Here is a 14,776-nt window from a genome sequence, read left to right as displayed (position 1 = left end):
CATCAGCCTGTCCCTCAGTCTCTCCTCGCCACCCTAACCAACAATGTGGTCGCGCCAAACGCCGTACGAAGAAGCGGCGCGGAGAAACGGTCAGGTCTCATCCGGGCCCGACGTGGGTTCCGGTGCCGCCTTGCGTCGGGCCGCCCTCGCACGCAGTGCGAATGCCAGCGCACCGCCCCCGAGGACCGTGCCGAGCACCACTGCCGTCACCAAGAGCATGGAGTCGTCCTTGCCCTCGCTGTCCCCGGTGGCCGATGCCGGCTTCGGGTTCGGCTCGGTGGGCTCGACCAATCGGCCCCCGGTGGCGCGTACGTCGATGGGTGCCGAATCGTTCGACTTCTTCGGGTCGTTCGCGGGCCGCTCGGAATCGTGGACCGCTTCGAGCAGACCCCTCGCTCCGCGTACGTTCCGGTCGATGCGGAACTCGAGGGTCGTCTCCCAGGTGTCGCCCGGCTCCAGGGGGTGGTCAGGGCCGCAGGTGTAGACGCGCTCCTCGCTGTGGGAGCACTCCCACTGCCATTCCAGCTCGTTGTCGGGGTCGGGTGGCGGCGTGGGCGCCACCACGCTCAGGCCCTCGGGCACGGTGATGCGCAGACCCGTGCCCGAGATCCGGCCCGGTCCTGCGTTGCGCAGCTGGAACGTGGACTCGGCGGTGGTGCCCGTCGTGCCCTCGATCGCGTCGGCGCGCACCTGTAGGTCGGCGGTCTGTGAGGTGTGGAGCCGGACCTCGCCGAGGCCGAACCTGTCGGTGAAGGCGTCGGCCGGGGTGTCGACGGGACGTACCTTCAGCTCGGGGCCCGTGCCCGGCCGCAAGCCCGGATCGGTGCCGGTCGCGCCCAGATTCTCCTCGGCGTTTCCGGTCATGCCCTGGAGGTACGGCTTGTAGGTGAAACCGCCGTTCACCATCGTGTCCGGCACGGCGACGGAGATGGGCTCGACGACCTCGTACGCCCGGCCCGGCTCGATCCGCTGATCGAACCAGCAGTCAGCGGAGGTTGAGGTGGACCCGGGCCCGTACCGGCAGTTGCTGTACTGCCTGGCGAAGGCGACGCGTGGGCTGCTGATGGTCAGGCCGAAGCCTTGGGCGGGGAACGCGCCGGCGTTGCGGATCTGCGGCCTGAAGCCGAAGCTCGCGCCGGGCGCGTCGCCCTCACGGGGCTTCTCCTTGCGCGGGCGCAGGTCGGGTCCCTCTATCCGTACGTCCGTCTCGAAGACGACATACTCGGCGCCAGGGGCGCTGAAGGTGTAGCGGATGGTGCCGTGACTGCCGAGGCGCGCTCCGGGGACGGCCTCGATGTAGACGGCGTCCGGGTAGTTGTCCTTGCCGCGCGTGAGGGTACCCAAAGCGCAGTCGACGACATCGGTCGCGCCCATGGCGTGATCTCCGCACTCACGGCGGGTGCGGATTCGGGCGACACCGTCCAGGTCCGACGCGTCGACCCTCAGCGTCACATCGGACTGCGTCGCGCGACCCGCGCCCGGCTGCGGGGCCAGCCAGAGACGGACACCGCCGGTGGGGCTGGTCCCGCGCTTGGGCAGGTACGCCGTTTGCGGCACGTCCAACTCGACGGCCGGCCCCGCTGCTTGGGCCGACCCTGCGGGCGCGAGCAGGGCACCGGCACCGAGCAGAACGGCCAGGGCCGCGCCTGGACGACGTATGCGATACATCTGCTGATCATGTCAAGGACACGCCGACTGCGCGAGGATCGGCCGGCCTGCCGGTGTCCCCGTCACGTGCGGTCAGCGCCTGGGGGTGGCTCGAGGAGTGTCGCAGCCCTCGATCTTTCGACTGGGTGCGAACGACGCATTGACACCGTCAGATCCGTCACACGACACTGATGCCTGTCGATTTGAACGTGCAAACAGCGATTTTGAACGTTCAAGTCCGCTGCTTGCACGTTCCAATCGACAAGAAGCTGATGGGAGTCGTAACGGTGGCCAGGAAGACCGGGAGGGCGACGATCATGTCGGTCGCGGAGTACGCCGGCGTCTCCCGGCAGACCGTCTCCAACTTTCTGCACACGCCGGAGATGGTGGCGTCGGAGACCCGGCAGCGCGTCGAGGAGGCGATCGCCGCGCTGGACTACCGGCCCCATCTCGCGGCACGGAGCATGCGTACCGACCGGTCCCAGGCGATCGCGGTCCGGATCACATCGGCCCCTGAAGGGGTCAGCGGCCTCGCCCTGGAGCGGTTCACCCACGCCCTGTGCGCCGCCGCGCGGACCGAGAACTACCACCTGATCGTCTTTGTGGCCGACAGCGACGAAGAGGAGATCGCCACCTACAAGGACCTGCTGGCCACCTTGAACCTCGACGGTGTGGTGGTAGTCGCCACCCACCGCTACGACCAGCGCATCGGATGGCTGACCGAACGCGGCATTCCCTTCGTCGCCTTCGGCCGGTCCTGGTCACCCGCGCCCGAGCACTCCTGGGTCGACGTCGACGGCTCGGCGGGCACCTATGCCGCCACGCGCCATCTGCTCGACGCCGGGCATCGCAAGATCGCGTTCTTCGGCTGGGACGACTCGGCCGGAGTCGGCGACGACCGCGAGTCGGGCTGGCGGCGCGCGCTGGCCGAAAGTCCGGCCGCCGAGTTCATCTCTCTGAACAGGGCGGACACCATCGAGAACGGCGCCGCCATGGCCGACCAGCTCGCCGACGAACACCCGGACGTGACGGCCGCCGTCTGCGTGTCCGACTCGATCGCCGTCGGCGCTGCCAGGCGGAACCTCGAAACAGGCCGCAGCCTCGCGCTCGTCGGCTTCGACGACACCGCCGCCGCTCTGGCGCTGGGGATCAGCAGTGTGGTCCAGCCGCTGGAAGAGGCCGCGGGGCATTGCTTCCGGCTGCTGCATCAGCAGCTCACCGACCAGGTGGGCGCGCGGCACCAGCGGATGCTGCTCGAACCGAGCCTCAACGTCAGAAGCTGAGCCCAGCCCCGAGGAATGGCCGCATTCCCCTTCCAAAGCTCAGTGCCGCACAACACCGTGCGGCGCTTCGCGAAATCAATCGATTGGAAAGGTGTGAAGTGTGAAGAATAAGTTTCGCGATTTTATCGGTCGTTCATTGGCAGTGACGGTCCGAAGTCGGCTCGCCGCCGCGGTGGGTGTGGTCGCGCTGCTGGTGGCCGCCCTCACCGGCGCGACCGCCGGCACGGCAAGTGCGGCGCCGAACGCCGCCGCCACTGAGGCGGCGTCCCCCGGATGGGTCTGCCCCGGCACCCCCATACCGCCGGATTACGTGGTCACCTTCCGCAACGCGAGCGGGTGCAACGGTGCCGGCTCCTGGTTCATACAGCCCGTGCAGGACGGGATCTGGGTCTGCGCCACCTCGCCGATCCCCACCGGCTACGTACTCACGCTCCACACCGCCCAAGGGTGCGGCGCAAACATCGACACCTGGTTCATGCAACTGGCCCGCGACGGCCAGTGGGTCTGTGCGGGCTCGCCGATTCCCACCGGTTACGTGCTCACCGCCCACATGAACACCGGTTGCGGCAACATCGGCTCGTGGTTGCAGGTCCAGGCCCGCGCCGGCCAGTACATCTGCCCCGGTGTGCCCATACCGCCCGGCTTCCGCGCCGATGCCTACAACGCGAGTATGTGCAGCGGCCTCGGGGGCTGGCTCCTGCTCAACGCCTGATCCGATCGGACTCACCGGAAGGCACCGCGTGATGCGCGGTGCCTTCTGGCGTCGCGCGCTACCCGTCCTGGAGGCAGCCCTGCACGAATTGCACGAGAAGCGACACGTCCAGGCAGATCACTGCTGTTGTTGCCGCGGCCATGGCGATCGCCAGTGGGCGGGTGTTCGCGGCTGTGCCCATGACGCGTGGGGAGGACGTGGCGGCGACCAGGGGGACGAGAACCAGCGGGAGTCCGACAGCCAGGACGACCTGGCTGGTGATGAGCAGGGTGACCGGGGAGACGCCGAGGGCGAGCAGAGCGACGGCGGGAAGGACGGTCGTGCAGCGCCGTGCCCAGAGTGGGACACTGCGGCGGAGAAGTCCGCTTGTCACGACGGCGCCCGCTTGAGTTCCCACCACCGTGGATGTCACGCCGCTGACGAGTAGCGCGACAAGGAATGCCAACTGGGCGGCGGACCCGATGCGGGCGGCCACGTCGGTGGCGATGGCGCCGAAGCCACCGCTGGTGGATCCCTGTAGGGCGCCGGCACCGACGAGGAGCATGACGGCATTGGTCGTCCCGGCGACGAGCATCGCCAGAGCCACGTCGGTCCGGTGAGCGGACAGCCGAGGGTGGTCTCGGGCGAGTGCGCTGTGGATGTGCACCGCGTGCGGCATGATCGTGGCTCCGACGATGCCTGCGGCAAGGACCAGGACACCGTCGCCTTCCAGCGAGGGAATGAGTCCCGCGCCGAGCTCGTCGAGACCGGGCGGACGGGCGAGCAGGCAGAAGACGAAGGCGCCCGCGATGAGGGCGAGGGAGACGACTGCGACATTCCGGAGGAAGCACGGTCCGAAGCGGTCGCCCGCGGCCAGCAGGACGGCGCCCGCACCGGCAGCCAGCAGCCCGCCCAGCGGCAGAGGGATGCCGAAGAGCAGGTGCAGCGCGATCGCGGCGCCGAGCACTTCGGCGAGGTCGGTGGCGATGGACACAGCCTCGGCCTGGGGCCAGTAGGCCAACCGGACCGGGCGGCTGCACCGGTCGGCGATCAGCTCGGGCAGGCTCTTCCCCGTGGTCGCACCGAGCTTCGCGGCCAGGTACTGCACCGGCCCGGCCACCAGTGTCGCCAGCACGACGACCCAGAGCAGGGTTGTGCCATGGCTGGCACCTGCGGCCACATTGGTGACGACGTTCCCCGGGTCGACGTAGGCGACCGCGGCCACGAAGGCCGGACCGATGCGCCAGGAGGCGGCAACCGCGGCCCGGTCGTCGAGACGCTGTGCGGAAGGAGCCTTGACGATGGTCATCCGCGCCGGCCCTGGTGCTCACATCGGGTTCTGCGCCGTGTCATTCGGTGGCGCCGATGGGGTTGCGTCTGGGGACGATGAGAGGGTCCTGCGGTGTGAAGGGGAACTGAGGCAGTTCCCGCTCCGGGATGCCGAAGGTACCGGCGAGCACCTCACGGGAGAACGCCGTCGCGGTCGCCCGGTAGCCGACGTCGCCGGGCGTCGGCTGGTCGAAGAAGATGAGGAAGTGGAAGCCCCCGTCGTCCAGGACCTCGATATGGTGCGGGTAGGCGCGTGGCACGAAGTACACATCGCCCGGACCCAGTTCGTACTCGCCGAGGATGACGTCGGGTGCCAGTACGCGCATGCGCGCTCGCCCCTTGGCGACGTAGCCCATTTCGGCGGTGACCGGATGCCAGTGAGGCTCCCGCATCCCGTCTTCCTTGATCCGCAGGGAATACATCGAGATGTCGTCGAGAGCTGCCCAGAACTGTTTGCGCGCCAGGTTCGCTGAACCGTACGCGTACGACAGAGGGGCGTGCTGACCCTCGATGTCGAAGAGACGGGCGTTCGGGAGTTTCTGGGTGGGATCGGCCGTGATGCTGCCCCGGCGGGCGAAGATCTGCTCCGCGGGTGCCCGCTCGAAGGCGGCGAACGCCGTGCTCGGCAGGTCATAGGTGTTGCCGAGTACCGGGTTGGTCATGGCCGACAGGCTGTCGCGCAGGGAGAAGTGCTGGGGCCGCTCGTTCCGCAGGGCGATGATGATTTCGGCATCCGCCGAGCCCAGGTTCTCGATGTGGTAAACCGCACCGGACTCCACGTGATACATCTGTCCTTCGCCGACCACGAAGGAGGCGAACTGTTCCCCGTTCGCCAGCAAGGAGACCAGCACCTCGCCGCTGACGACGTAAGCCAACTGGTTCGCGTTGACGTTCCACTGCGGTTCACGAACCGCCCCGGGGGCGAGAACCACACGCTTGATGGACAGTCGGCTGAGGATCGGCAGGCTCTGCCCATCGACCACCTGAACACTGCCAAGGTCACTCTGAAACGCCGCTTCGGCCGCGGTAAGGGACACCCAGTATGGCGAGCCTGTCGACATTGCTCTCCTCACTCGTCTGCCAGATGGAATACTCCCCGAGGCCCGCATCGAACTTCGCACAGGTCAGGGACAGCAGACAGCCGTGGAAGGCGTCCGGGTGACACGAAACGGATCCGTGCTCGGCTTGGCTCTCGGTGATCTTCGCCCTTGGTACTGGTGGGCCACCGCCGCCGAGGCGGAGGAGATGGTCGGGCTCCGCTTGTAGATATATGCGATGTGTATCGCCCAGATCGGGCACCTCGACGCTTGTGCCGTGCCACACTGGACGTGTCCCTCGCCGCATCCCCCGTCGGCGAGGGGCATTCACGTACTCCGGCGTTGCCGGTGTCCCCCGTAGGCGCGGTGTCAGGCTCCGGTGAGGGTGCGGGAGACATCCATGAGGTGCTGGGTGCCTGTGGTGCTGAGATCGATCGGTGTGCGCTGTTCGAACTTCCCGGGCTTGCCCCAGTAGAGGGGCCCCTTCCAGTCGTCGCGGCGGACGGCTTCCACCACGTTGTGCGCGGAGGTCTCAACGGAGTCGAAGACGACCGGGCCGAGGACCTTGGCGCCGACTCGCATGTACCAGGGGGCGGCGCGCATGATGTCGGTCTTCGCCGCGCCCGCGTTCACCACGCCTGCGGCAAGGCCCGGGGTGGTGTGGGTGAGATGGGCGGCGTAGTGGTGGTTGGCCAGCTGGACGGGCTTGCGGTCGCGGCCGAAGCTGAAGTCCGTGAACTGGGGGAACCGGGCGAAGTCGGCGTCGCCGATGGGCGGTACAGCGGCCGTCATCATCAGCACGACCGGCCGCTCGGCGCGGTGCAGGGCGGGCAGGAGGAGCTGGGTGAGGTGGTAGCGGCTGAGGTAGTTGACCGGGAAGAAGGGGTGCAGGCCGTCGGCCGTGCGGCTGTCCTGGTTGGTGAGCACGCCGGTGGTGTGGACGAGCGCGTCGAGGTGGTCGTGCTGGTCGAGGATGCGCCTGGCGGCGTCGCGGACGCCGTCGTGGGTGGACAGGTCGGTGGCGAAGAACGAGGCCCTGTCGGCGGGGGCGTCGAGCAGGGTGAGGGCGGCCTCGCCCTTGCGCGGGTCGCGGCCCAGGAGGACGAGGCGGTGGCCGTCGGCGAGGAGGTCGCGGGCGGCCTGGAGACCGATGCCGCTGTTGCCTCCGGCGATGAGGATGGTCTTCATGGTGCTCCGGGGAAGAAGGCGGGCGGCCGCCGGCTGACGGCGGTGTGAGCCGGCGGCCGCCCGAGTGCCGTTGCGGGGGCTCAGTTGCCGATGAAGTGCTCGGCCTGGTCGCGGCTGACGTGAAGGTTCCAGTAGTCCACCGCGATGTCGTCGGGCGAACGGTGGGGGACGCCTTCCGGAGCCTGGGCGCCGATCATGAGGTTGATGGCCACGTTCGCGGCGTAGATGCCCTTGTCGGCAAGGGTGTTGTGCAGGTTGAGCGCCCAGTTGCGCTGGCCTGCCTGGGCGATGTTCGCGTCGGCGAGCATCGGGTACGGGGTGAGGGCGCCGCCACCGGTGGTGAACAGCAGGGTGCCGGAGCCGGCTTCGACCATTCCGGGCAGCACGGTCTGAGCTGCGGTGACCGCACCGTAGAGGAGGCTGTCGATCAGCGGGCGCAGTACGTCGACGGTGACGTCCTGCGGCGCGGTCATGGTCAGCCCGGCGTGGGGCGAGAACTCCAGGACGTCGATCCGTCCGAACCGGGCGATCGCCTGCTCCAACGCGGTGGCGAGCTGGGCGGAGTCGGCTACGTCAGCGGGGAAGCCCTCCGCGGTGATCCCGGCCTCGGCGAGCTCGGTGACCAGCGTGTCGAGCTTGTCCTTGCTGCGGGAGACGAGGGCGACGTCGAAGCCGTGGCCGCCGAAAACCTTGGCGATGGACAGGCCGAGACCGGGTCCGGCTCCGACGATGGCGATGGTGGGCATACGTGCTCCTGGACAAGGGGGTGGTGTGACCCTGACCGGACGGCCAGGGAGGGAGGGAGGGCTGGAGGCGTACCGGCGTCAGTCGCGGTCGGCCGGCGACGCCGTGCCGGGCGCCGGCCAGTCGGTGGGAAGCGGCGCGTGAAGAGCGCCGAGGATCCGCTGGGAGACGGCGCCGAGCTGGCGCTGCTGTGCCTTGGTGAGCGGGTCGAAAATCCAGCGGCGCACCGCTTCAACGTGCACGGGGGCCGCTTCTTCGACCTTGGCGAAACCCTCGTCGGTGAGGGTGGCCAGCGTCGAGCGCCCGTCGGCAGGATCGGGGTGACGGCGCACCCAGCCACGCTTCTCCAGTCGGATGACCACGTTGGACAGCCGCGAGAGTGTGCTGCCCGCGTACTGGGCAACCTCGCTCATCCGCAGGGTGCGCTCCGGCGCCATCGACAGCGCGGACATCACCACGTAGTCGAAGTGCGAGATGCCCGCATGCCGCTGCATCTGCGCCTCCAGCGCGGCCGGGAACTGCGTCAGCACATAGGCGAACGCGTACCACTGCTGCTGCTCATCGCCGTCGAGCCAGCGCGGCCCGACAGCGTCCGGTGCATCTTCCATGCCGCCAATGTACTCCAAGGTTGGAGTGAATGCCATCGCCCCTTCACTTCAAGCATGAAGCGATCTGGTGCTACTCTCACTTCAACATTGGAGTTATTGGCTGGACCGCGGACGCGGACAGCGAACCGAAGGGACCCCCATGCCCACCGAGAAGAACTCCGACGTCATCACCGCGGACGCACAGGCCGCCGCTTTGCAGGCCATCCTGGCCGCGCACGGCCGCCCGGCGGCAGAGGTGCTGGCCGGTGCGGACGGCGCCCGCGAGCGCCTCACGAGCGCATCCCCGCAGACAACCGAAGGGCCCTACTACATCGACGCCGACGACGAAGCCGGCCCGCGGGCGGACATCGCCGAGGGCCGCCCCGGAGTTCCGCTCCGGCTGCGTATCAGCGTCCTCAGCGCCGATCAGGGCAAACCGGTCCCTGGTGCCACGGTCGAGGTGTGGCACTGCGACGCCCTCGGGTACTACTCCGGACACCTCGCACACGACCCCGACACCCTGCCGGCCATGAACGACTCCGGCCACGTCCCGCCGTCCGACGGCTCACGCTTCCTGCGCGGCGCCCAGCCCACCGGCGTCGACGGGGCGGCCGAGTTCGGAACCATCTACCCAGGGTGGTACTTCACCCGCAGCATCCACATCCACACCAAGGTCCACATCGAGGGCCACGAGGTGTATACCGGGCAGCTCTACCTCCCGGAGGAGTACAACGAGGCCATTGAGGCATTCCCGCCCTACAACCAGCACACCACGCTGCAACGGCTCCCCAACAAGGACGACCTGGTCTACCAGTCCGCGGGGGGTGCGGACCTGCTCCTGGACGTGAGCCCGGTGGATCCCAGCCGGCTGGAACACGGACTCACCGCGTCATTCACCCTGACCGTAGCCCTCCCCTGATACCTGCCGTGCCACCGTTCCTTCGCATGGGAAATTATTTGCATCCACCCTCCAACTACGGGCCGTGACCGCGCGAAGGCTTATTGTCGGCAATTGACGTCGGAAACTTATTCAACCCCGCAGGACGGAGAACCATCCGTCTGTTAGCGTGTGAAAAGTGACCGGCCTTCCCGGGAAACTCCACGCACGGTCGGCTATCTCCAGCGTCATTCAGGTTCCCCTCGCGGCGTATGAACCAGGGGACTCGCCTCCAGGCAAGGGGGACAGGCAAGGGAGAGCAGGATATGGCGATCACCCTTCGAAGGGACGAATGGGTAGTCGCGGTCCTCGTCGGGTACATAGCGCTGTTCTCAGCCCTGGTGGTCGAGGTTTCGGGCAACGGCCTCCTACGGTGGGCTCTCTACGCGACGGTCGCACCTCTCGTGGCCGCCGCGTTGCTGCCGCTCCGGCACACCCTGATGATCAGTGTCCTCTCCCTTGCGGCGGCCGCCTGCATCTACGGCGTCGCCCTGCCTGTCATCTCCGTAGGCGGCCGCGTCGTGGTCATCACGGGTGTAGCACTGGCGGGGGTCATCAGCGTCGCGGTGTGCAGGGTCCGGATGCAAATCATGGTCGCCCGACATCGGCTGTCCCTGCTGAGCGAGGCGAGCGAGCACCTCGGCAGAACACTGGACGTGACGCAAACCGCCCGGGAACTGGCGGAGGTTACCGTACCCGCATTCGCGGACTACGTCAGTGTGGAACTCTTCGATGCTGTCCTGAAAGGCAGAGAGCCGCCTGCCAAACCATTCACGGAGCCCATCGCGCTGCGCCACGTCGCCCACCGTCCCGATCCCCCAGGACGCACCGACGGCGAATTGAAGGCTGAGAAGAATAAGAACGAGGAGGGACTCTGGGGCGTATCGCTCCCCGCGCGCTACCTGACCGCGTGCACACCCGCACGGGCGAGCTACGTAGACACCACCGACATCGAGCGCTGGCTGGCGCGGGACCACACCGTGCAGAAAGATGCATACCGCATGCGCTCAGCCATCGCTGTTCCGCTGTGCGCCGGCGGGAGGGCCCTCGGCGCGGTGACGCTTCTGCGGCATCGGCCGCCCCGCGCATTCGACACCGACGACCTCGCTCTCGCCGCGGAGATCGGGACACGGGCCGCGATCTGCCTGGACAACGCCCGACGGTACGCCCATGAACGCGACACCGCGCTGGTCCTGCAGCGCAGCCTCCTGCCCAGACACATGCCCGAACTCGCCGCGGCCGAGATGGCTAGCCGATACATCCCGGCGAGCCACAGCGCCGGCATGGGCGGCGACTGGTTCGACGTGATACCGCTGTCCGGCGCTCGCGTCGCGCTCGTCGTCGGTGACGTCGTCGGGTACGGACTGCACGCCTCGGCCACCATGACCCGGCTGCGTGCCGCCGTGCGCACACTGGCCGACATCGACCTGCAACCCGACGAACTCCTCACCCACCTCAACGACGTCGTGCTTCGGCTCAGCACTGAAAGCAGACCCGTACACGAGGCCGTGGGTGCCCCGGATACCGAGAGCACCGCAGGAGAGGTGGGAGCAACCTGCCTCTACGCGGTCTACGATCCCATCGCCGGCCGCTGCACCCTCGCGAGCGCCGGCCACCCTCCACCCGCCATCGTCACACCGGATCATGACGCCCAGATCGTTGACACTCCCCTGGGCCCTTCCCTCGGCCTGGGGAACCTGCCTTTCGAATCAGTGGACGTGCACGTACCGGAAGGCAGTCTCCTGGCCCTGTACACCGACGGCCTCATCCACGAGCACCACAGCGACCTGGAGAGCGGACTCCAGGAGCTGCTGCAAGCACTGAGCATCCCGGAGCCGTCGCTGGACGGACGGTGCCGGGCCGTTCTCGGCGCACTGCTCAACGACCAGCCCACCGATGATGTGGCCCTGCTCATCGCCCGCACCCGAGTCCTGGACGCCGACCACGTCGCCACCTGGGACGTCCCGACAGACCCCGCCGCCGTCGCCGACACCCGCGCGCACGCGTCCGACCAACTCACCGCATGGGGGCTCGAGGACGCCGTCTTCACGACCGAGCTCATAGCCAGTGAGCTGGTCACCAACGCCATCCGCTACGCGCAGTCCCCGATCCAGCTCCGCCTCATCCTCGAAGAGCACAGTCTGATCTGCGAGGTCTCCGACGGCAGTACCACCACCCCCCACCTGCGGCGGGCTCGAACCTACGACGAAGGCGGCCGCGGTCTGTTCATCGTCGCCCAGCTCGCCGAACGCTGGGGCACGCGCCACGGCCGCCACGGCAAGACGATCTGGGCGGAACTGATCACGGGCCCGACTCCGGTCACTCTTCCCTAGGGGTGGCGGCTGGACGTGGGCGCTCGACACTCAGCCGCTGGAACCGCGGACCACGAGCTCGGGTTTCAGGACGACATCACCGCTGTCGCCGTCGAGGAGGGCGAGGGACGCCTCGACCATGCGCTCGGCGGTCGAGCCCAGGGTGGTGAGCCCCGGGGCGGCGGTGTCGGAGATGTACGTGCCGTCGAAACTCGTGATGGCGTACTCGGCGGGCACGCGTTTACCGGCGTGCTGAAGCGCCGTCAGCAGGCCGAGCGCGACAGTGTCAGCGGTGCAGATGATCGCATCTGTGTCGCCGGGGTTCTCGAGCAGGAGCTGCGCCGCGTCGATGCCGCTCGCCACGGTGAAGTTCGGCATTTCCAGAACCCGGTCGTCCGGCCCGGCGAGCGCGCGGAACGCGGTGGTGCGCTCGATGCTCGACGAGGAGTCTTCCTGGGCGTCGACCATCAGGATGCTGCGGCGGCCCCGCGCCCGCAGGTGATCCACGAGCAGGCGGACCCCCGCCGCGTTGTCGAGCCGTACGGACGGCGCTTCGACGCCTCGTGCGCGGCGGTCTACCTGCACGACACGGTTGGACCGCGCGAGCTCCGTGATCGCCGCGCCACTCCGCTCGAACGCCGCAGGCACCACGAGTACCGCGTCCACCAGCACCCGGTCCATGGTGCCGAGCTGGCGCTGCTCGGTCTCCGGGCTCTCGTCCGTGTCGATCGTCACCAGCCGCTTGCCCTCAAGATCCAGGCGGCGCGAGTACGCCGACACCAGCTCCGCGAAGTACGCGTTCGCGATCGCCGGAACGACAAGCGCCAACGAATCCGTCGACTGTATCCGCAGCGCCCGCGCCGCGGCGTTCACCCTGTAGCCCAGTTCCTCGCATGCGTTCCGCACCCGTAGCGCCAGCTCCGGATCGACGTTGCGCTGAACACCGGAGAGCACACGGCTCGCCGTCGGCACCGAGACCCCCGCGCGCAACGCCACGTCCTTCAAGCCGATGCGCGCGCCCATCCTGATCTCCCCTGGTTCCTGGCCGTGGATGCTATCAGGGGGGTCTCGGCGACCCGTTGACGCGGCAGGGGCCAGCGTGCTTAGGTTCGGAAATGGTTTTCCCGACGATGAGAGTACCGCGCGACCGCGCGCCGCACGCCCCGGGGGGCGGCGGACGGGTGCTTGTCGTCGGATCGGTGAACCTCGGCCTCGGCCGCGCCGACGTCACCCTGCTCGGCTCCAGCGGCGTCGTCGTCCCCGTACAGGGCGGATTAGCGGTCCACCCCACCGCTTAGCGGTCCGCCTCACCGCCGCACACGCCTCCGCCGCGACCGCGATGCCCCCTCCGCGCACGCCGCACGTCGCACGTCGCACGCGAACCCATGACTTCCCCGAACACCACCCGCCCCTCCCCACATCGCTATACATCGAAAGGCGCCCTTCCATGAGCAATGAGGCTCAGCAAGGTCGTAGAGGCACAACCGTCGAATCGAACGGCGTCAATCCCGTTCCCGATGCCGAACGGCGAGGGAGGCCGAGCGGCCTGTTCCCCGTGTGGTTCGCCTGGAACATCTCGATCCTCGGCATCAGCTACGGCATCTTCGTCTTCGGCCTCGGCCTGAACGTCTGGCAGACGATCGTCGCCGGGACCGTCGGCTACCTCGCCTCGTCCGCCCTCGTCGGCGTCCTCGCGGTCGGCGGGCCCCGCACGGGGCTGCCGACCCTCGCCCAGACGCGCTTCGCGTTCGGCCTGAAGGGCAACAGGATCCCCGCGTTCTTCGCCTACCTGTCCAATATGGGCTGGAAGGTGACGATTATCACCCTTGCCTCGACCACCGGCGCGAACCTGTTCGCGAAGCTGTGGCCGTCGGTGTTCGCCGACGCGGACGGGTCGAGCGCCACGTTCACGATCGTGCTGTGGTTCGTGCTCGTGCTCGCCGTGACCATGACGGTCTCCGTCCTCGGCCATGAGTTCATCATGAAGGTCGAGGTCTGGATCTCGTGGGTGACCGGCATCATGACGATCGCGTTCCTCGGGTTCATGGTGCCGGAGATCGAGTGGGCGCACCTCGGTGACACCCCCGCGGGCGGACCGCTGGTGTTCATCGGCGGCATCATCATGGCGATGACCCTCGTCGGCCTCGGCTTCCTCAACTACGGCGGCGACTTCGCCCGTTACCTCCCCCGCGACACCCCGGCGCGCGGCGTGATCGGCTGGACGGTCGCCGGGCTCAGCCTGCCGGTCGTCATCCTCCTCGCCGTCGGCGCGCTTCTCGTCGGCGGGGATTCGAAGCTCGGTGCCGCCACAGCGTCCGACCCGATCGGGGCGCTCACCGAGCTCCTGCCGATGTGGTTCTTCGTTCCCTTCTCCATCGTGATCGTCATCTCGCTCGTCTCGGCGGCCATCACCGGCATGTACAGTTCCGGCCTCGCGCTCATGGCGGTCGGCGTACGGCTGCGCCGCTCCGTGACGACCTCGATCAACGCGATCATCATCGCGGCGGGCGCCTTCTACCTGCTGTTCATCTCCACCTCGTTCCTCGCGACGTTCCAGTCGTTCCTGTCGCTCATCGCCGTGATGATGGGCACCATGGGCGGCATCCAGATCGTCGACTTCATACGGCAGCGCCGCATGGGCTGGAACACCGACATGGCGAACCCGCGTGGCTACGGCGGCCGCGACGGGCGCTGGACGGCGATTCTGAGTCTGATCACCGGAACCGTCGTCGGTCTCGGCCTCGTGACCAGCTCCGACCCGAACTTCGGGAAGATCACGGGATTCCTCCTCACCGAGAGCGGCCGCACCGGCGTGTTCGGGTCGAGCGGGCTCGGCATCGTCATCGCCCTGGCGCTCGGCGCCGCGCTCTACGGGATCCTCACGTTCGGACTCCAGCTGGACCCGAAGCCCGACTACTCGCTCGTGACCGCGGGAGACGCCGCTCGCGGGGAGGGCGGACTCGAGGTTCCGATCCCCGACGCGGCCGGCAGGCGCGCGGCCGACCGCACCGAACGCTGACC

General features: G+C 68.3%; 13 protein-coding genes. 6 read left to right on the top strand and 7 right to left on the bottom strand.

The annotated features are described in order from the left end of the window. Positions 1 to 90 precede the first annotated feature (90 nt). On the bottom strand, positions 91 to 1,668 hold the full coding sequence (locus ABTY62_RS16760) for a hypothetical protein (protein WP_352130150.1): 1,578 nt from the start codon (positions 1,666 to 1,668) through the stop codon (positions 91 to 93). 266 nt (positions 1,669 to 1,934) lie between these two features. Here ABTY62_RS16760 and ABTY62_RS16755 point away from each other — a divergent pair, with 266 nt between their 5' ends. Continuing rightward, positions 1,935 to 2,930, top strand: coding sequence for a LacI family DNA-binding transcriptional regulator (locus tag ABTY62_RS16755; protein WP_352130149.1), 996 nt, complete (start codon positions 1,935 to 1,937; stop codon positions 2,928 to 2,930). Between the two features lie 100 nt (positions 2,931 to 3,030). Then, a complete protein-coding gene (locus ABTY62_RS16750; RefSeq protein ID WP_352130148.1) occupies positions 3,031 to 3,642 on the top strand; it encodes a hypothetical protein in 612 nt (203 codons plus the stop codon). Between the two features lie 58 nt (positions 3,643 to 3,700). Here ABTY62_RS16750 and ABTY62_RS16745 read toward each other — a convergent pair whose 3' ends face one another. The 5 genes from ABTY62_RS16745 to ABTY62_RS16725 all read right to left on the bottom strand — a co-directional run bounded on the left by ABTY62_RS16745 (position 3,701) and on the right by ABTY62_RS16725 (position 8,527). Then, positions 3,701 to 4,930, bottom strand: a complete 1,230-nt coding sequence (locus ABTY62_RS16745) for an Nramp family divalent metal transporter (protein WP_352130147.1) — start codon at positions 4,928 to 4,930, stop codon at positions 3,701 to 3,703. A 40-nt stretch (positions 4,931 to 4,970) separates the two neighbouring features. After that, entirely contained in the window at positions 4,971 to 6,011 is a 1,041-nt protein-coding gene (locus ABTY62_RS16740) for a cupin domain-containing protein (RefSeq protein WP_352130146.1), read from the bottom strand. A gap of 345 nt (positions 6,012 to 6,356) precedes the next feature. Further along, positions 6,357 to 7,175: an SDR family NAD(P)-dependent oxidoreductase gene (locus tag ABTY62_RS16735; RefSeq protein ID WP_352130145.1), complete on the bottom strand. Its 819-nt coding sequence runs from the start codon at positions 7,173 to 7,175 to the stop codon at positions 6,357 to 6,359. A gap of 80 nt (positions 7,176 to 7,255) precedes the next feature. Next, positions 7,256 to 7,921, bottom strand: a complete 666-nt coding sequence (locus ABTY62_RS16730; RefSeq protein ID WP_352130144.1) for an SDR family NAD(P)-dependent oxidoreductase — start codon at positions 7,919 to 7,921, stop codon at positions 7,256 to 7,258. Between the two features lie 78 nt (positions 7,922 to 7,999). Continuing rightward, positions 8,000 to 8,527: a MarR family winged helix-turn-helix transcriptional regulator gene (locus ABTY62_RS16725; protein WP_352130143.1), complete on the bottom strand. Its 528-nt coding sequence runs from the start codon at positions 8,525 to 8,527 to the stop codon at positions 8,000 to 8,002. Positions 8,528 to 8,666: 139 nt separating this feature from the next. Here ABTY62_RS16725 and ABTY62_RS16720 point away from each other — a divergent pair, with 139 nt between their 5' ends. Together ABTY62_RS16720 and ABTY62_RS16715 are read left to right on the top strand one after the other, a co-directional pair. Continuing rightward, the gene (locus ABTY62_RS16720) at positions 8,667 to 9,425 is read left to right on the top strand and encodes a dioxygenase family protein (RefSeq protein ID WP_352130142.1); all 759 of its coding nucleotides are present in this window, start codon (positions 8,667 to 8,669) and stop codon (positions 9,423 to 9,425) included. 284 nt (positions 9,426 to 9,709) lie between these two features. Further along, a complete protein-coding gene (locus ABTY62_RS16715) occupies positions 9,710 to 11,776 on the top strand; it encodes an ATP-binding SpoIIE family protein phosphatase (protein ID WP_352130141.1) in 2,067 nt (688 codons plus the stop codon). A 30-nt stretch (positions 11,777 to 11,806) separates the two neighbouring features. Here ABTY62_RS16715 and ABTY62_RS16710 read toward each other — a convergent pair whose 3' ends face one another. Beyond that, the gene (locus tag ABTY62_RS16710; protein WP_352130140.1) at positions 11,807 to 12,778 is read right to left on the bottom strand and encodes a LacI family DNA-binding transcriptional regulator; all 972 of its coding nucleotides are present in this window, start codon (positions 12,776 to 12,778) and stop codon (positions 11,807 to 11,809) included. Between the two features lie 107 nt (positions 12,779 to 12,885). Here ABTY62_RS16710 and ABTY62_RS16705 point away from each other — a divergent pair, with 107 nt between their 5' ends. Both ABTY62_RS16705 and ABTY62_RS16700 read left to right on the top strand, forming a co-directional pair. Further along, positions 12,886 to 13,053: a hypothetical protein gene (locus ABTY62_RS16705; protein ID WP_352130139.1), complete on the top strand. Its 168-nt coding sequence runs from the start codon at positions 12,886 to 12,888 to the stop codon at positions 13,051 to 13,053. A gap of 149 nt (positions 13,054 to 13,202) precedes the next feature. Beyond that, complete coding sequence (locus ABTY62_RS16700; RefSeq protein ID WP_352130138.1) at positions 13,203 to 14,774, top strand: purine-cytosine permease family protein; 1,572 nt, start codon at positions 13,203 to 13,205, stop codon at positions 14,772 to 14,774. Positions 14,775 to 14,776: the final 2 nt, after the last annotated feature.

Source organism: Streptomyces sp. NPDC097640 (assembly GCF_040302705.1).
Classification (GTDB): Bacteria; Actinomycetota; Actinomycetes; order Streptomycetales; family Streptomycetaceae; genus Streptomyces.
This window is presented reverse-complemented; position numbering and strand designations above follow the sequence as displayed.